Origin of the sequence: Herbiconiux liangxiaofengii (genome assembly GCF_041927335.1) — a bacterium.
Taxonomy (GTDB): Bacteria; Actinomycetota; Actinomycetes; order Actinomycetales; family Microbacteriaceae; genus Herbiconiux; species Herbiconiux liangxiaofengii.
The window spans coordinates 1-16,670 of the sequence record NZ_JBHFHD010000014.1; the positions used below are offsets into that span (position 1 = coordinate 1).

At 70.1% G+C, this 16,670-nt stretch carries 17 protein-coding genes, 1 tRNA gene and 1 rRNA gene; 16 read left to right on the plus strand and 3 right to left on the minus strand.

What is annotated here, in order from left to right; genetic code table 11:
* The first annotated feature begins 4 nt into the window (after window positions 1–4).
* The 15 genes from rrf to der all read left to right on the plus strand — a co-directional run bounded on the left by rrf (window position 5) and on the right by der (window position 13,953).
* Window positions 5–121: ribosomal RNA gene (rrf, locus tag ACEXOR_RS14450) — 5S ribosomal RNA — on the plus strand.
* A 111-nt stretch (window positions 122–232) separates the two neighbouring features.
* Window positions 233–391: a hypothetical protein gene (locus tag ACEXOR_RS14455; protein ID WP_374850402.1), complete on the plus strand. Its 159-nt coding sequence runs from the start codon at window positions 233–235 to the stop codon at window positions 389–391.
* The gene (locus ACEXOR_RS14460) at window positions 384–1,187 is read left to right on the plus strand and encodes a TlyA family RNA methyltransferase (protein ID WP_374850403.1); all 804 of its coding nucleotides are present in this window, start codon (window positions 384–386) and stop codon (window positions 1,185–1,187) included. Before ACEXOR_RS14455 ends, ACEXOR_RS14460 begins: the two co-directional genes overlap by 8 nt.
* A gap of 21 nt (window positions 1,188–1,208) precedes the next feature.
* Entirely contained in the window at window positions 1,209–2,105 is an 897-nt protein-coding gene (locus ACEXOR_RS14465) for an NAD kinase (protein WP_374850594.1), read from the plus strand.
* On the plus strand, window positions 2,098–3,813 hold the full coding sequence (gene recN / locus ACEXOR_RS14470) for a DNA repair protein RecN (RefSeq protein WP_374850404.1): 1,716 nt from the start codon (window positions 2,098–2,100) through the stop codon (window positions 3,811–3,813). Before ACEXOR_RS14465 ends, recN begins: the two co-directional genes overlap by 8 nt.
* Window positions 3,814–3,915: 102 nt before the next feature.
* A complete protein-coding gene (gene pyrG, locus ACEXOR_RS14475) occupies window positions 3,916–5,595 on the plus strand; it encodes a CTP synthase (protein ID WP_374850405.1) in 1,680 nt (559 codons plus the stop codon).
* A complete protein-coding gene (locus ACEXOR_RS14480) occupies window positions 5,588–6,256 on the plus strand; it encodes an NUDIX domain-containing protein (protein ID WP_374850406.1) in 669 nt (222 codons plus the stop codon). Before pyrG ends, ACEXOR_RS14480 begins: the two co-directional genes overlap by 8 nt.
* 10 nt (window positions 6,257–6,266) lie before the next feature.
* Window positions 6,267–7,184: a site-specific tyrosine recombinase XerD gene (gene xerD / locus ACEXOR_RS14485; RefSeq protein WP_374850407.1), complete on the plus strand. Its 918-nt coding sequence runs from the start codon at window positions 6,267–6,269 to the stop codon at window positions 7,182–7,184.
* Between the two features lie 120 nt (window positions 7,185–7,304).
* Window positions 7,305–8,138 (plus strand): ParA family protein, encoded by an 834-nt coding sequence (locus tag ACEXOR_RS14490; protein WP_374850595.1) that lies wholly within the window; start codon window positions 7,305–7,307, stop codon window positions 8,136–8,138.
* A complete protein-coding gene (locus tag ACEXOR_RS14495; RefSeq protein ID WP_374850408.1) occupies window positions 8,113–8,970 on the plus strand; it encodes a segregation and condensation protein A in 858 nt (285 codons plus the stop codon). Before ACEXOR_RS14490 ends, ACEXOR_RS14495 begins: the two co-directional genes overlap by 26 nt.
* Window positions 8,971–9,071: 101 nt before the next feature.
* The gene (scpB, locus tag ACEXOR_RS14500; protein ID WP_374850409.1) at window positions 9,072–9,680 is read left to right on the plus strand and encodes an SMC-Scp complex subunit ScpB; all 609 of its coding nucleotides are present in this window, start codon (window positions 9,072–9,074) and stop codon (window positions 9,678–9,680) included.
* Window positions 9,677–10,576, plus strand: coding sequence for a pseudouridine synthase (locus ACEXOR_RS14505; RefSeq protein WP_374850410.1), 900 nt, complete (start codon window positions 9,677–9,679; stop codon window positions 10,574–10,576). Before scpB ends, ACEXOR_RS14505 begins: the two co-directional genes overlap by 4 nt.
* Window positions 10,573–11,721 (plus strand): prephenate dehydrogenase, encoded by a 1,149-nt coding sequence (locus ACEXOR_RS14510; RefSeq protein WP_374850411.1) that lies wholly within the window; start codon window positions 10,573–10,575, stop codon window positions 11,719–11,721. The genes ACEXOR_RS14505 and ACEXOR_RS14510 overlap by 4 nt, the downstream gene beginning before the upstream one ends.
* Window positions 11,718–12,422 carry a (d)CMP kinase gene (gene cmk, locus ACEXOR_RS14515; RefSeq protein WP_374850412.1) on the plus strand — a complete coding sequence of 235 codons (705 nt, stop codon included), beginning with the start codon at window positions 11,718–11,720 and terminating at the stop codon, window positions 12,420–12,422. Before ACEXOR_RS14510 ends, cmk begins: the two co-directional genes overlap by 4 nt.
* Window positions 12,412–13,953: a ribosome biogenesis GTPase Der gene (der, locus tag ACEXOR_RS14520; protein WP_374850413.1), complete on the plus strand. Its 1,542-nt coding sequence runs from the start codon at window positions 12,412–12,414 to the stop codon at window positions 13,951–13,953. Before cmk ends, der begins: the two co-directional genes overlap by 11 nt.
* 99 nt (window positions 13,954–14,052) lie before the next feature.
* On the opposite strand, the gene ACEXOR_RS14525 is transcribed toward der, so the two are convergent.
* Together ACEXOR_RS14525 and ACEXOR_RS14530 are read right to left on the minus strand one after the other, a co-directional pair.
* Window positions 14,053–15,009 (minus strand): ROK family protein, encoded by a 957-nt coding sequence (locus ACEXOR_RS14525; protein WP_374850414.1) that lies wholly within the window; start codon window positions 15,007–15,009, stop codon window positions 14,053–14,055.
* Between the two features lie 142 nt (window positions 15,010–15,151).
* Window positions 15,152–15,820 carry a TetR/AcrR family transcriptional regulator gene (locus ACEXOR_RS14530; protein WP_374850415.1) on the minus strand — a complete coding sequence of 223 codons (669 nt, stop codon included), beginning with the start codon at window positions 15,818–15,820 and terminating at the stop codon, window positions 15,152–15,154.
* 205 nt (window positions 15,821–16,025) lie between these two features.
* On the opposite strand from ACEXOR_RS14530, the gene ACEXOR_RS14535 reads away from it, so the two are divergent.
* Window positions 16,026–16,099 (plus strand) — tRNA-Pro (locus tag ACEXOR_RS14535).
* 17 nt (window positions 16,100–16,116) lie between these two features.
* Here ACEXOR_RS14535 and ACEXOR_RS14540 read toward each other — a convergent pair.
* Window positions 16,117–16,653, minus strand: a complete 537-nt coding sequence (locus ACEXOR_RS14540; protein WP_374850416.1) for a MarR family winged helix-turn-helix transcriptional regulator — start codon at window positions 16,651–16,653, stop codon at window positions 16,117–16,119.
* Window positions 16,654–16,670 lie beyond the last annotated feature (17 nt).

A 16,670-nucleotide genomic window follows, 5' to 3' on the forward strand; every position in this document is an offset into this window, starting at 1 on the left:
GTGTTTCGGCGGCCATAGCGAGAGGGAAACGCCCGGTCACATTCCGAACCCGGAAGCTAAGACTCTCAGCGCCGATGGTACTGCAAGGGGGACCTTGTGGGAGAGTAGGACACCGCCGGACTTACTTCAGAAATGCCCATCCCTTCGGGGGTGGGCATTTCGCATTTAAGCCGTCGTGTTGGCAGCCGGCCCGCCCCGCGGCACCGCGCATCCGGGGAGGTACGCTGGAGTGATGAGCACCGACGATCCTGACGACGACACGGCACTGCTGCCGCGACTCCGGGTGATCGAGGAGCAGCCGCTGGACACCCGCGCCTCCGCGTACTCGCAACTGCACGACGACCTGAAGGGCCGCCTCGAGGGCGGCGACGCGACGTCGACGAATGCCTGATTCCACTCGCCTCGACGCTGCCGTAGCGTCGCTGGGGCTGGCTCGGTCGCGCACGCACGCGGCCCGGCTGATCGCCAACGGGTACGTGCGGGTCGACGGCGTCCCCATCGTGAAGTCGGCACATCCGGTGTTCGACGGACAGACGGTGAGCGTCGACGCCGTCGACCGGTACGTCAGCCGCGGCGCGAACAAGCTGATCGCTGCCCTGGACGCCTTCGACGTGACCGTGGCGGGGCGCCTCGCTCTCGACGCCGGCGCCTCGACCGGTGGGTTCACCCAGGTGCTGCTCGAGCGCGGGGTGCGGACGGTGATCGCGGCCGACGTGGGGCACGGCCAGCTCGACCCGATCGTGGCGAAGGACCCGCGGGTGGTGAACGTGGAGGGGTTCAACCTGCGGTTCGCCACCCCTGAGACGCTCGCCAGTGCATCCGGAGTCGACGAGGCGGTTCAGCTCGTGGTGGGCGACCTGTCGTTCATCTCCCTCGGGCTGGTGCTGCCGGCGCTGCAGTCGGTGGCGACGCCTGACGCCGACTTCGTGCTGCTGGTGAAGCCGCAGTTCGAGGTGGGGCGCACGGGCGTGAAGGAGGGCATCGTGAAGAACCCCGCCCTCCGAGCCGACGCGGTCACCGGAGTGCTCTGGGCGGCGTTCGATCTGGGGTTGTCCACAGCCGGGGTCATCCCGTCCCCGATCGCGGGTGGAGCTGGCAATCAGGAGTACTTGGTCTGGTTCAATCGGGATGTCGGTTCGCATCCGACAGAATGGTTGAACCGGGTGACCGAGATGACGGGAGCGTGACGCGTGAGCACTGAGCGATACATGCTCGTGGTTCTGCACACCGGCCGGCGCGATTCGGTTCTCGCTGCTCAGAGCGTGTGCGAGCAACTCCGGGCTGCCGGCGTGAAGCCGGTTCTGCCCTCGTTCGACGACGACGATCATCCGGAGGCCCTGAGCGAGCTCGGTGACACGGAGACGCTCGGCGACGGTGTCTCGGTGTACGACCTCGAGCTCGTGATCGTGCTCGGGGGCGACGGCACCATCCTGCGGGCCGCCGAGATGGTTCGCGGCGCGACAGTGCCCTTGCTGGGTGTGAACCTCGGTCACGTGGGCTTCCTCGCCGAGAGCGAGCGTGACGATCTGACAGCCACCGTGCAGCGGGCCCTGGCTCGCGACTACTTCGTCGAGGAGCGCATGACGCTCTCCGTGCGGGTTAAGCTCGGCGCCGAGGTGGTCTACGAGAGCTGGGCGCTGAATGAGGCGACGGTCGAGAAGGCCAGCCGGGAGCGGATGCTCGAGGTGGTGATCGAGGTCGACGGCCGGCCGCTGTCGAGCTTCGGCTGCGACGGCGTGGTGATGTCGACTCCCACCGGTTCGACCGCCTACTCCTTCTCGGCGGGCGGGCCGGTGGTGTGGCCCAGCCTCGACGCGCTGCTCATGGTGCCGCTGAGCCCGCACGCGTTGTTCGCGCGTCCGCTCGTCGTCGGCCCCGATTCGGCGCTGGCCGTGGAGGTGCTCGAACGATCTCAGGGCGGGGCCGTGCTCTGGAGCGACGGTCGACGGATGCGCGACCTCCCCAAGGGTGCACGCGTGGTCGTGCGCCGTTCGCCGGTGCCGGTGCGGCTCGCCCGGCTCCAGATGGGCCCGTTCACCGATCGGCTCGTGCGCAAGTTCAACCTGCCCGTGAACGGGTGGAGAGGTCCGTCCGACCGTGATTGAAGAACTGTCGATCCGTGACCTCGGGGTGATCGGCGAAGCCGTGCTGCCCCTCGGGCCCGGGTTCACCGCCGTGACCGGAGAGACGGGTGCCGGCAAGACCATGGTGGTGTCGGCTCTCGGTCTCCTGCTCGGCCGGCGTGCCGATACAGGTTCCGTGCGCTCCGGTGCGGCTCAGGCCTGGGTGGAGGGACGCCTGCTGATCGACGGAACCGGCCCGGTGGCCGAGCGTGTGCGCGAAGTGGGCGGCGACCTCGATGACGGCGGTTCCGCCGGCAGCGAGGTCATCCTGTCTCGCTCGGTGTCGGCCGAGGGTCGCGGTCGTGCCGTGGTGGGCGGCCGATCGGCCCCGATCAGCGTTCTGAGCGAGATCGGCGACGCGCTCGTGGTGGTGCACGGTCAGAGCGACCAGTTGCGGCTGAAGGGTCAGTCTGCGCAACGCGGCGCCCTCGACAGCTTCGCGGGGTCCGCGCTCGCGGAGCGCCTCGGCGCCTATCGGCATCTGCACGCATCGTGGCAGGCGCACACCACCGAGATCGAGGCGCTCGTCACGGAACGCACGGCACGCATCCGTGAGGCCGATCAGCTGCGCACGGCCATCGACGAGATCTCGGCCGTGGCGCCGCAGCCGGGGGAGGACGACGAACTCGCCGACGTGGCCGCCCGGCTGACGAACGTCGAAGACCTCCGCATCGCGGCCGCGGAAGCGCGCGAGAACGTCTCCAGCGAGACCGGCGACCATCCCGACACCGTCGGCCTCATCGATGCGGCCCGCCGGAGCCTCGAGCGGGTGGCCCATCACGATCAGGCGCTCGGCCCGATCGTCGACGCCCTCGCCTCGGCGAGCTTTCTCGTCTCCGACATCTCCACGCAGCTCGCGAGCTACGCCTCGACGCTCGAGACCGACGAGGTGGGGGAACTCGATCGCGTGCAGGAGCGCCGCGCCGCCCTCACCAATCTCATGCGCAAGTACGGTCCCGATCTGGCCGACGTGATCGCCTACGCCGAATCGGCCGAACCACGACTGCTGGAGCTCGACTCCGACTCCGACCGGATCGAGCAGCTCACGGCCCTCGTCGACGACGAGCGTGCGGAGCTCGAGCGGATCGCCGACGAGCTCAGCGCCCTCCGCCGATCGGCCGGCGAGGCGCTCGCGACCGAGGTGACCGCCGAGCTCGCGGCCCTGGCGATGCCGAACGCGCGGTTCGTGGTCGACGTGCAACCGCGCGACGACCTGGGCACCACAGGGCGCGACCTGGTGCAGTTCTTGCTGCGGCCGCACGAGGGAAGCGACCCGCGGCCACTGAACCGGGGCGCATCCGGTGGCGAGCTCTCGCGCGTGATGCTGGCCATCGAGGTGGTGCTCGCGGCAGCAGACCCCGTGCCGACGTTCGTGTTCGACGAGGTCGACGCGGGCGTGGGAGGCGCCTCCGCCATCGAGATCGGGCGCCGGCTCGCGGCTCTTGCGCAGACCTCGCAGGTGATCGTGGTGACGCATTTGGCTCAGGTGGCGGCCTTCGCCACCAATCATCTGCGGGTGGAGAAGGACTTCGAGGGGCCGGTGACCGCCTCCAACGTCGTACAGCTCGAGGGCGAGGAGCGACTCGCCGAGATGGCGCGCCTGCTGTCGGGTCTGCCCGACTCGGAATCCGGACTGGCTCACGCGGCCGAACTGCTCGAGACCGCTCGCTCGCTCTCTGTGGCACACTGATTCGAACGCGGCCCGGGGGCTGCGGCGCCCGCGCGATGACCGAGGCACCCGAGAGCACTGTTAGGATGGAACTCCGTGGACGAAGCTCATGACACGGACCGAATGACCGACACGAATATGACGAAGCACATCTTCGTCACCGGGGGTGTCGTCTCCTCTCTGGGCAAAGGCCTCACCGCCGCCAGCCTGGGGAATCTGCTCACTGCACGTGGCCTGAAAGTGGTCATGCAGAAGCTGGATCCCTACCTCAACGTCGATCCGGGAACGATGAATCCGTTCCAGCACGGCGAGGTGTTCGTCACCGACGACGGTGCCGAGACCGACCTCGACATCGGGCACTACGAGCGGTTCCTCGACATCAACCTGAACCAGGCCGCCAATGTGACGACCGGTCAGATCTACTCCAGCGTGATCGCCAAGGAGCGTCGCGGCGAGTACCTCGGCGACACCGTTCAGGTCATCCCGCACATCACCGACGAGATAAAGCGCCGGATGCGGCTGCAGGCGCATGACGCCTCCCGGCCGGACGTCATCATCACCGAGATCGGCGGCACCGTCGGCGACATCGAGTCGCAGCCCTTCATCGAGTCGGCCCGTCAGGTGCGCCACGAGCTGGGACGCAAGAACGTCTTCTTCGTGCACGTGTCGCTGGTGCCCTTCATGAACGCCTCGGGCGAGCAGAAGACCAAGCCCACGCAGCACTCCGTGGCGGCACTGCGGTCCATCGGAATCCAGCCCGACGCCCTCGTGCTCCGCAGCGACCGCCCGGTCTCTGAGAGCAACAAGCGCAAGATCGCGCTGATGTGCGACGTCGACGAGCAGGCCGTCGTGAACGCGGTCGACGTGCCCTCGATCTACGACATCCCGACCATGCTCACCAACCAGGGCCTCGACTCCTACATCGTCGAGCACCTCGATCTGGCCGGGAAGGCCGGCGAGGTGGACTGGTCGGGCTGGCAGCCGCTGCTGGACGCGGTGCACGAGCCCAAGCACGAGGTGACCATCGGTCTGGTGGGCAAGTACATCGACCTGCCCGACGCCTACCTCTCCGTCACCGAGGCCCTGAAGGCGGGCGGCTTCGGCCACCGCGCGAAAGTGGCCATCAAGTGGATCCCCTCTGACGAGTGCGAGACTCCTGAGGGCGCTGCCCGCGAGCTCGCCGACGTGGACGGAATCTGCATTCCCGGCGGCTTCGGCGTGCGTGGCATCGAGGGCAAGCTCGGCGCGCTGCGCTACGCCCGGGAGAACAAGATCCCGGCGCTCGGCCTCTGCCTCGGGCTCCAGTGCATGGTGATCGAGTACGCCCGAAACGTGGCCGGGCTCGAGGGCGCCTCGTCGAGCGAGTTTGACCCCGACACCGAGTTCCCGGTGATCGCGACCATGGCCGAGCAGGTCGACATCATCGCCGGGGGAGACCTCGGCGGCACGATGCGCCTCGGTCTCTACGAGGCCGACCTCGCCCCGGGCTCGATCGCCGAAGAGGTCTACGGTGCGCCGACCGCATCGGAGCGTCACCGTCACCGCTACGAGGTGAACAACCGCTACCGCGGCCAGATCGGCGACGCCGGCCTGTGGTTCTCGGGTCTGTCGCCCGACGGTCACCTCGTCGAGTACGTGGAGCTGCCGCGCGACGTGCACCCGTACTACGTGGCGACCCAGGCGCACCCGGAGCTGCGCTCGCGACCCAGCCGCCCGCATCCGCTGTTCAAGGGGCTCGTGGGAGCCGCCCTCGAGCGCCAGGAGGCCAGCCGCCTGTTCGCCGTGCAGGACACCGATGCCTGACACCGCGCCGGAGCGGGATGGCACGGCGGGTCGGCCCGAACTGGCCGACGAACTCGTGGGCATCGACGCCGCGTCGAGCGAGGTGGTGTTCGAGGGGGCCATCTGGGATGTGCGCCGGGAGACCTTCGACTACGCCGGCTCGACCCTGACCCGCGAGTTCATCGACCACACCGGTGCGGTGGCCGTGTTCGCGATGGACGACGAGGACCGGGTGCTGCTGATCAAGCAGTACCGGCATCCGGTGCGTCGCCGCGAGTGGGAGCCGCCGGCGGGACTGCTCGACGAGCCGGGGGAGTCGCCCCTGGACGCCGCCAAGCGGGAGCTGTCGGAGGAGGTCGACCTCGAAGCCGACGACTGGCACGTGCTGAGCGACTACGTGACGACCCCGGGCGGCAACAACGAGGCCATCCGCATCTATCTGGCCCGCGGGGTGCGGCCCACCGGCGGCACGTTCGACCGGGAGGGTGAGGAGGCCGACATGGAGTCGGCCTGGTTCGCCCTCGACGACGTGGTGGACGCGGTGCTGGCCAGCCGGGTGCAGAACCCCTCGCTCGTCGTGGGAGCCCTCGCGGCGCACGCGTCGCGGGCGCGCGGCTGGACGACCCTGCGCCCGGCCGACGCGCCCTGGCCCGACCGGCCGCGCCGCCCGGACGGTCACTGAGGCCGACGGCGTGACACCGGCGACGGACACGGCGACCTCGGTCGACCGCTTTCTGCGCCATCTCACCGTGGAGCGCGGGCTGTCGGCGAACACCCTCTCGGCCTACCGGCGCGACCTGGTGCGGTACTCGGCGTGGTTGACCGGCCGGGGCCTGACAGACCTCGCGGCCGTGGGCGAGAACGACATCGGCGCCTTCACCCGCGAGCTGCGGTCGGCCGAGGGGCAGGAGCTCTCGGCCGCATCGATCGCGCGCATCCTCTCCACCGTGCGCGGGTTCCACAAGTACCTCGCCGACGAGGGAGTGGTGGAGGTCGACGCCGCGCGCGACGTGAAACCGCCCAAACTCGCCCTGCGCCTGCCGAAGGCCATCTCGATCGACGACATGGAGCGGCTGCTCACCTCGACCGGTGGCGAGGAGCCCGTGGCGCTGCGCGACCGGGCCCTGCTCGAGATGCTCTATGCCACGGGAGCGCGCATCTCAGAGCTCGTCGACCTCGACGTCGACGACGTGCAGGACGGCGACATGGTGCGGGTGACCGGCAAGGGCAGCAAGCAGCGGGTGGTGCCGGTGGGCAGCTACGCCCGGGCGGCGTTGGACGCCTACCTGGTGCGGGTGCGGCCCGTGTTCGCCACCCGTGGGAAGTCGACCCCGGCGCTCTTCCTCGGCATCCGGGGTCACCGGCTGAGCCGGCAAGGGGCCTGGCTCGTCATCCAGTCGGCCGCGGAGCGCGCCGGGCTCGCGACCCACGTGTCGCCGCACACCTTCCGGCACTCGTTCGCCACCCACCTGCTGCAGGGCGGTGCCGACGTGCGGGTGGTGCAGGACCTGCTCGGCCACTCTTCCGTGGCCACCACGCAGCTCTACACGCAGGTGACGGCGGACACGCTGATCGACATGTATCAGACGGCGCATCCGCGGGCCCGGTAGAATCGATGGAGGCGCCGGGATGGCGCCGAGGAACGAGGAGCGACTTCGGTGGCAGCCAGAGGCACGAGAACGGCGAGCACGAAGCAGGCCGACGAACTGAGCGGCCTCGATCTGCCGAAGATGGGCCCGACGGGCCGGCCGGTGACCGAGTTCCCAGATCCGGCTCCGCTGGCCTCGCACGGCCCGGCCCGCATCATCTCGCTGTGCAACCAGAAGGGCGGCGTCGGCAAGACGACGACCAGCGTGAACGTGGGCGCGGCGCTCGCCGAGTACGGCCGCAAGGTGCTCGCCATCGACTTCGACCCGCAGGGGGCGCTCTCGGCCGGGCTCGGCGTGATGACGCACGACATCCCCACCATCTACGACCTGCTGATCGGCACGGTGAAAGACCCGGCCGAGACGATCCGCTCGACCAGCGTTCCCGGGCTGGACATCATCCCCGCCAACATCGATCTCTCCGCCGCCGAGGTGCACCTCGTGAGCGAGGTGGCGCGGGAGTCGATCCTCGCGCGGGTGCTGCGCAAGGTGAGCAACGACTACGACGTCATCCTGATCGACTGCCAGCCCTCGCTCGGGCTGCTCACCGTGAACGCCCTCACCGCGAGCCACGGCGTGCTCATCCCGCTCGAGTGCGAGTACTTCGCGTTGCGCGGTGTCGCACTGCTGGTGGAGACCATCGACAAGGTGCGCGACCGGCTGAACCCCGCGCTCGTGCTCGACGGCATCCTGGCCACCATGTACGACCCGCGCACGCTGCACTCGCGCGAGGTGCTGGAGCGCGTGGTGGAGACGTTCGGCGACAAGGTGTTCGAGACGGTCATCGGCCGCACGGTGAAGTTCCCGGATGCGACGGTGGCGGGCAAGCCCATCACCCAGTTCGCCCCCGAGCACTCCTCGGCAAAGGCCTACAAGCAGCTGGCCAGAGAACTTGTCGCCCGTGGCGCGGTCGCCTGAGCCGGCGCTCGCCGCGCAGCTCGACACGGAGGCGGTGGCCTCGGGCTTCTCGCTCCGCCTCGACAACTTCCAGGGGCCGTTCGACCTGCTGCTGTCGCTGATCTCCAAGCACGAGCTCGACATCACCGACATCTCGCTCAGCCGGGTGACGGACGAGTTCATCTCGTACCTGAAGAAGCTCGACTCGGCGGAGGAGCTCGACCGCGCGAGCGAGTTCCTGGTGGTGGCGGCGACGCTGCTCGACCTGAAGATCGCCGGGCTGCTGCCTCAGGGCGAGCTCGTCGACGCCGAAGACGTGGCCCTGCTCGAAGCCCGCGACCTGCTGTTCGCGCGGCTGCTGCAGTACCGGGCGTTCAAGCAGGTGTCGGAGTGGCTGGCCACGAGGTTCGACGAGGAGAGCACGCGCCGTCCGCGCGCGGTGCGGCTGGAGGAGAAGTACCGTCAGCAGACGCCCGAGCTGGTGTGGACGCTGACGGCGGCGGATTTCGCCGCGCTCGCCGCCGTGGCCCTCGCTCCGCGGGAGCTGCCCACCGTGGGGCTGGAGCATCTGCATGCGCCGCTGGTGAGCATCCGGGAACAGGCGGCGCACGTGGTGGCCGTGCTTCGCTCGGCCGCGGCATCCGGAACCACGGTGAGCTTTCGGCAGCTGATCGCCGGCATCGACGAGAAGGGCGTGGTGATCGCGCGGTTTCTCGCGGTGCTGGAGCTGTACCGGCACGCCTCGATCTCGTTCGAGCAGCTCGAACCGCTCGGCGACCTCACCCTGATGTGGACGGCGGAGAACTGGAACGAGGACGACCTTGCCAATCTTGGAGCCGACTATGACAACTAGGCACGGAACGTCGAGCCCGATCGAGCGCAGCTCGCTCGGCGCTGGCGTCGCGGAGACGGTCCACCGGACCGTCTCTTCCAGCTCCAGCGCGGGAGCCGACTATGACAACTGAGGTGGAGCTCGACGGGGTGACCGCGGCCGCGGCACCGGTGGACGTGGACCGGGCGCTGGAGGCCATCTTCATGGTGGCCGACGAGCCGCAGAGCCTGGTGTCGCTCGCGACCGCTCTCGGGCGGCCCGTGGCCGTGGTGCGCCAGGGCGTCGAGCGGCTCGTGGCCGACTACGACGGCGAGGCCCCCGGCAGCGTGCGGCGCGGCTTCGAGCTGCGCGAGGTGGCGGGCGGATGGCGCATCTACGTGCGCGGCGAGCACGATCCGCTGGTGCGCGACTTCGTGATGACCCAGAACCCCTCCCGCCTGTCGCAGGCGGCGCTCGAGACGCTGGCGGTGATCGCCTACAAGCAGCCGATCAGCCGAGGCGCCGTGGCCGCCGTGCGCGCGGTGAACGTCGACTCCGTGGTGCGCACCCTGCTCAGCCGCGGCCTCATCACCGAGGTGTCGACGGAGGCCCAGACCGGCGCCATCCTGTACGGCACCACCGACCTGCTGCTGACCCAGCTCGGCATCAACTCCCTCGAGGAGATGCCCAGGATCTCGCCCTTGCTCGCCGACGGCAGCGAGGGCTTCGACGACCTTCAAGGAGTGCGATGACCCCGTTCGAGATACCACCGTGGGATGACAACGCCCAGACCCCCGGGGCCCAGCCGGAGGGCGTGCGGTTGCAGAAGGTGATGGCGGCCGCGGGTGTGGCGTCGCGGCGCGTGTCGGAGCAGCTGATCGAGGCCGGGCGCGTGGAGGTGAACGGCGAGGTGGTGACCGAACTCGGCCGGCGCATCGACCCCGAGAACGACCTGGTGGCCGTGGACGGCGTGGCCGTGCAGCTCGACCCCGACAAGCGCTACGTGATGCTCAACAAGCCCCTGGGCGTGGTGAGTTCGCTGAAGGACGAGCGCGGCCGACCCGACCTGCGGCGCTGGACCGACACGTTCGAGCAGCGCCTGTTCAACGTGGGCCGACTCGACGCGGAGACGAGCGGGCTGCTCATCCTCACGAACGACGGCGACCTGGCGCACGTGCTGGCGCATCCGTCGTTCGGGGTGATGAAGACCTACATCGCCAAGGTGGAGGGGCGCGTGACGCCGCAGACGCTCTCGGCGCTGACCGCCGGCGTTGAGCTCGACGACGGGCCGATCGCCGCCGACAAGGCGCGGCTGCTCGACACCGAGCGCGGACACTCGATCGTGGAGGTGACGCTGCACTCGGGCCGCAACCACATCGTGCGGCGCATGCTCGCCGAGGTGGGCCACCCCGTGGTCGACCTCGTGCGCCGCTCGTTCGGGCCGCTCACCCTCGGCTCGCTCAAGGCCGGAGCCGTGCGCGATCTCACGAAGGCGGAGGTGGGCACCCTGCTGACGCTGTCGCGGGAGGCCACCGGGGGCGGAGGCGAGCCGGATGAGGAGGGCGTCGACGACGCCGCGGACGCTGACGACGCCTCGGACGCTGACGACGCCGAGGGCTCCGGCGACTCGGGCGAGGGCTCGCGGTGAGCGGTGCCGAGAGCCGGCTCACCGGGCCGGTGCGCGTGGTGGGCGTGGGGTTGCTCGGAGCGAGCATCGCGCTGGGGCTGCGGGCCCGCGGTGTCGACGTCATCCTGTCCGACGCGTCGCCGACGAACGTGCGCATCGCCATCGACTACGGGGCCGGTCGCTCCGCCGGCGACGCCGACGAGCCGCAGCTGATCGTGGTGTGCGTGCCGCCCGACGTGACGGCATCCGTGATCGTGCGCGAGCTCTCGGCGTACCCGCGATCGGTGGTCACCGACGTGGCCAGCGTCAAGCTGCCGGTGCTGGACGCCGTGCGGGCCGCGGGCGGCGACGTGACCCGGTACGTGGGCTCGCATCCGCTGGCCGGGCGCGAGAAGGGCGGCCCCATGGCGGGTCGTGCCGACCTCTTCCTCGGCCGGCCGTGGGTGGTGGCCGGGCACCCCGACATCTCGTACCAGACGGCCTCGGCCGTGGACGACCTCATCCTCGACCTCGGGGCGGTGCTCGTGGAGATGAGCGCCGCCGAGCACGACGCCAGCGTCGCCCTCATCTCGCACGCCCCCCAGGTGGTGTCGACGCTGATGGCGCGGCGCCTCGTGGCGGCGCCCGAGGCGGCAGTGAACCTCTCGGGCGGAGGCCTGCGTGACGTGACCCGCGTGGCGGGGAGCGACCCGGGGCTGTGGGTGCAGATCCTGGGCGCGAACGCCGCGCCGACCGCCGAGGTGCTGCGGGGGGTGCGTGACGACCTCGACGAGGTGATCGCGGCCCTGGATGCGGCCGCCGCCGACTCGGCCCCCGCATCCGGAGCCGGCGCCGCGTCAGCTGTGGCTTCGGCCGGTGGGGGAGCCGGCTGGCGCCGCGCTCTGGCCGAGACGCTCGCGGGCGGCAACGCCGGGGTCGCCCGCATCCCCGGCAAGCACGGCCAGGACCGCCGCTACGCCCAGCTCGTGGTGATGGTGGACGACAGCCCCGGAGAACTCGCCCGCCTGCTCACCGAACTCGGTGAAGACGGTGTGAACCTCGAAGACCTCAGACTCGAGCACTCGCCCGGCGCTCAGATCGGCCTCGCCGAGATCGCCGTGCTGCCCGAGACGCTCGACACCGTGACCCGCGCGCTCGCCGCGCGAGGATGGAGAATCGCCGGATGACCGCATCCGTTCCCGCCCGTACCCCCGTCGTCGTGGCGATCGACGGCCCCGCCGGCAGCGGCAAGTCGAGCGTGAGCCGCGCCACCGCGCGAGCCCTCGGCTACGCCTACCTCGACACCGGCGCCAGCTACCGCGCGCTGGCTTGGAGCCTGCTCGACCGGTCGATCGACCCGGCTGACGCCTCCGCCGTGCTGGCGGCGCTGCCCGCGTTCGACTTCACCATCGGCATCGACCCCGACGACTACCACGTGCACGTGGGGTCGACGGAGGTGACCGACGCCATCCGCGAGCCGCGGGTGACGGCGGCCGTGAGCGCCGTGGCGCGCATCCCGGAGGTGCGGACCTGGCTCACCGACCGCTTCCGGCGGCTCATGCGCGACACCGACTTCGACGGCATCGTGGCCGAGGGGCGGGACATCACGACGGTGGTGGCTCCGGATGCTCCGGTACGGATCCTGCTCACGGCGACGGAGGAGGCTAGAATGGCCAGGCGTTCGAAGGAGCTGACGAGCGAATCGGCCGTTGCGGTGGGCGAAGCGCTCCGCACCCGCGATCAGGCCGATTCCCGCGTGGTCGACTTCATGAACGCCGCCGACGGTGTGACCACCGTCGACTCCACACAGCTCGACTTCGAGCAGACCGTCGCCGCGGTCGTCGATGTCGTTCACTCGCAGACAGCAAGGATCCCGCATGGCGGATAACCAGGGCCCCGTTTCGGGCCACGACAGCGACGCGTCGGACGAGTTCGACGCTCCCGACGACGACCTCGCCCAGCGGCTCGCCGTCGTCGACGAGGAACTCGCCGAGCGGCGTGCAGAGACACTGCGCACCGGTCTCTCCGACTACGAGCTCGATGAGGGCGACCTCGACCTGCTCGAGTTCGCCGAGGAGTTCCCCGACGGCATGATCGCGCTGCCGGCCCTGCCGGTGCTGGCCATCGTGGGCCGGCCGAACGTGGGCAAGTCGGCGCTCGTCAACCGCATCCTGGGCCGTCGTGAGGCCGTGGTGGAGGACAAGCCGGGCGTCACCCGCGACCGTGTGGCCTACAAGGCGGAGTGGGCCGGACGCCGGTTCACGCTCGTCGACACGGGCGGCTGGGAACCGGATGCCGCGGGCATCAACGCCGCCGTCGCCGCGCAGGCGGAGGTGGCCATCGACCTCGCCGACGTGGTGCTGTTCGTGGTCGACTCGAACGTGGGCGCCACCGCCACCGACGAGCACGTGGTGAAGCTGCTCCGCCGGGCCAACCGACCGGTGTTCCTCGCGGCCAACAAGGTCGACGACACGCGCCAGGAGCCGCAGGCCTCGGCGCTGTGGTCGCTGGGCCTCGGCGAGCCGCACCCCGTCTCGGCGCTGCACGGCCGCGGCGTGGCCGACCTGCTCGATCAGATCATGCAGAAGATGCCCGAGATCTCGGCCGTCGCGAAGCAGGAGATGGGCGGGCCTCGACGCGTCGCCATCCTGGGCCGGCCGAACGTGGGCAAGAGCTCGCTGCTGAACAAGGCGGCGGGTGAGGAACGGGTCGTCGTGAACGAGATGGCCGGCACCACGCGCGACCCGGTGGACGAGCAGATCGAACTCGGCGGCAAGGTGTGGACCTTCGTGGACACGGCCGGCATCCGCAAGCGGGTGCACCTGCAGCAGGGAGCGGACTTCTACGCGTCGCTGCGGACGTCTGCCGCGCTGGAGAAGGCGGAGGTGGCGGTGGTGGTGCTCGACGTGACCGAGCCCATCTCGACCCAGGACCTGCGGATCATCGACCTCGTGCTGGAGTCGGGCCGTGCGCTCGTGCTCGCGTTCAACAAGTGGGACCTGCTCGACGACGACCGGCGCCGGTACCTCGAGCGCGAGATCGAGCAGGATCTGCACCACGTGACGTGGGCGCCGCGGGTGAACATCTCGGCGCGCACCGGGCGGCACCTGGAGAAGCTCGTTCCGGCGCTCGAACTGGCGCTGGAGTCGTGGGACACGCGGATCCCGACCGGCAAGTTCAACGCGTTCCTCGCCGAGCTCACCGCGTCGCACCCGCACCCCGTGCGTGGTGGAAAGCAGCCGCGCATCCTGTTCGGTACGCAGGCCGCGTCGCGTCCGCCGACCTTCGTGCTGTTCACCACCGGGTTCCTCGACCCGGGCTACCGGCGCTACGTGCAGCGGCGGTTGCGTGAGATCTACGGGTTCGAGGGGTCGCCGATCATCGTGAACATGCGCGTGCGCGAGAAGCGCAAGCGCTAGCTCCGGCGCTTCGCGTCGCTTCCGCCGAGTTGCGCCAAAATGCCCCTTCCCGTCCCGGGAGGGGGCATTTTGGCGCAACTCGACGAGTGGGGTGGGGGCTCAGGGGAGCAGGTCGGCGCGGTGCACCAGACCGGCGGCGCCGATGAGCGGCCCCTCGTCGGAGAGCGCCGAAGGCAGAACGGCGACGTCGATGGTGTCGAGCGGCGCCACCTCGGCGATGCGCGCGCGGATGAGGTCGAACAGGTCGGGCGTGACCCGCGAGAAGCCGCCGCCGATGGCCACGGCCTCGAGGTCGAGCAGGGCGCAGACCGAGGCGATGCCCTCGCCGATGGCGTTCGCGGAGCGCTCGACGGCGGCGCGGGCGATCGGGTCGCCGTCACGGTAGCTCTGGCCGAGCTCCTCGCCGGTGCGACCGCTCCAGCCCTGGGCGTTGGCCCAGGCCACGATGCGGGGCCCGGCGGCGATGCCCTCGAGGGTGACCGAGTGGTCGCGACCGGGGGAGTGGTGCGTGTGCAGCTGGATCTGGCCGACGTGACCGGCGTTGCCCGTTCGGCCGCCGACGAGCCGGCCCTCGACGAGCAGACCTCCGCCGATGCCGGTGGAGACGATCATGCCCATGGCCGTGCGGTAGCCCTGCAGGGCACCGGCCCAGTGCTCGGCGAGCAGGATGCACAGGCCGTCGAGCCGCAGCACGGGGTTCGCGACTCCGGATGCGTCGGCCACGAGGTCGCGCAGCGGGTAGTCGCGGAACGTCGCGAGGTTGAGGGGCGACGTGGTGCCGCGGGCGGTGTCGATGGGGCCGGCGCTGCCGATTCCCGCACCGATGAGTTCGGCGCCGGCGGGCAGGTCGGCCACGGCGAGCTCGACCACCTCGCGCACGGCGGCGGCGATCTGCTCGCGGGAACTCGCGGCGCCGGTGGGGGCGCGGTGGCGGGTGCCGGGAAGCACGCGGGCGTCGGAGCCGACGAGTGCGGCCTCGGCCTTGGTGCCGCCGACGTCGACCGCCAGGGCCAGGCGTCGGGATGCGCCGGCAGGGGTGGGTGCGGGGAGGTTCACGCGACTATTCCATCACCACGACCGGGGTCGGCGTGACGGGGATGCGCTGCGTCGGGTGCTGCGCGGTGCGGTTCTCGTCCGCCGGCTGCGAGCCTTTCGGGTCGGCTCGCAGCCGGTCGGAGTCAGAACGTCTCGGGTTCGGTCAGAGCGTCTTGTGGGTGAGGGGAGCGGTGGAGGCGGCGGCGCACCACGCCGGCCAGGAGGCCATGATCGCAGAGGCGCGCGCATCCGTGTCGGTGTCGTCGCTGAGGGCCCAGTCTTCGAGCACTCCGACGGAGCCCCCGGCGATGTAGGCGGCGGCGGTGGCCGTGTCGATGTCGGCACCGAAACCGTGGTGCTGCCAGACGCCGAGAGCGAGCGAGGCCCGTCGGAGTGCGCGCTGGCGCAGCTCGCGGCGGAACCCGGCGTCGACCCGGGTGCTGAACATCATGCGGTAGGCCGCGCGGTGCTCGAGGATGTGGCCGAGCTCGCGCCGGATGGACTCTCCGTAGACGGCGGTCACTTCTTCGGGGGAGTAACCGTCGAACGAGTCGATGTCTCCGACGCTGCCGAGATCGTCGAGGATGTGCGCGAACGAATCGGCCGCGAACGCGTAGATGTCGGCGTAGTGACCGTAGAACGTCGTGCGATGCACGCCGGCCGTTCGGCACAGTTCGGAGATGCTGATCTCGGTGAGATCGTGCTGGCGGAGGAGATCGAACAGGGCAGTCGTCAGGGCTTCGTGCGTGCGGGCCGCTCGGGGTTCGGCCGGATTGACGGATGCGCCCTGGCGTCGGGATGGTGCTGCGGGTAAGGCGGTTGACTGGGGCATGCTCAATTATGCAATGACGAACTTAGGAGAATGCCCAGTTTTAGGACTCTGAGTCCCAAACTTCTCGAAACCCGTCTACTGATGTTGTTTTCTGGGTAGTCCTCCCGTCGTCGTCCGGGCGGCCGGAGGGTGTCAGCGGGGGTCGTGGGAAGGCGCTATCATGGACAAGTTGTCTGGAGCGGTTCGCTTCTCCGGATGATGGCCACGGGCTGTGGCGCAGCTTGGTAGCGCACTTGACTGGGGGTCAAGGGGTCGCAGGTTCAAATCCTGTCAGCCCGACAGAAATGCGAGAAGGGTCACCCGTTCGGGTGGCCCTTCTCGCGTTTGGGAGCCTGCGGGCGTGAGGCGTTGTGGCGGGAGACCGCGTCGCTGACCCAGGACAGCTCGTCGACGAACCGATCCAGGAGTCGGGCGAGCTCGGCGCGATCGTCGGCCGCCCACTTGCCCACCAGGGTGTTGTAGACCTGCTGGGCCGAGGCGTGATGCCGCTGGATCGCAACCCGGCCCGCGTCGGTCGCCGTCACGAGCACGGCGCGCCGGTCGTCCTCATCCGGTCGGCGCGTGACGAGCCCGCCGTTCTCGAGACGCCTGACCTCGGCGGTGACCGTCGACTTGTCCACCGACAGCCATTCGGCCAGCGCCGACATCCGTACCGGGCCGGAGGCGACGACGTACTCGAGCAACCAGGAGTCGGTGCTCGAGAGCGCGGCTCCGGCGGCGTCCTGCAGAGCCCGACGATTGTCCGAGCGGGTCGTCCAACGCAGGATGGCCGACATGGCGGCCTCGATCGTGGCCCCGACGTCGGGCACGTCCTCGTCCGTGGACTGGGTCATAGCTGAAAGTCTCCTGC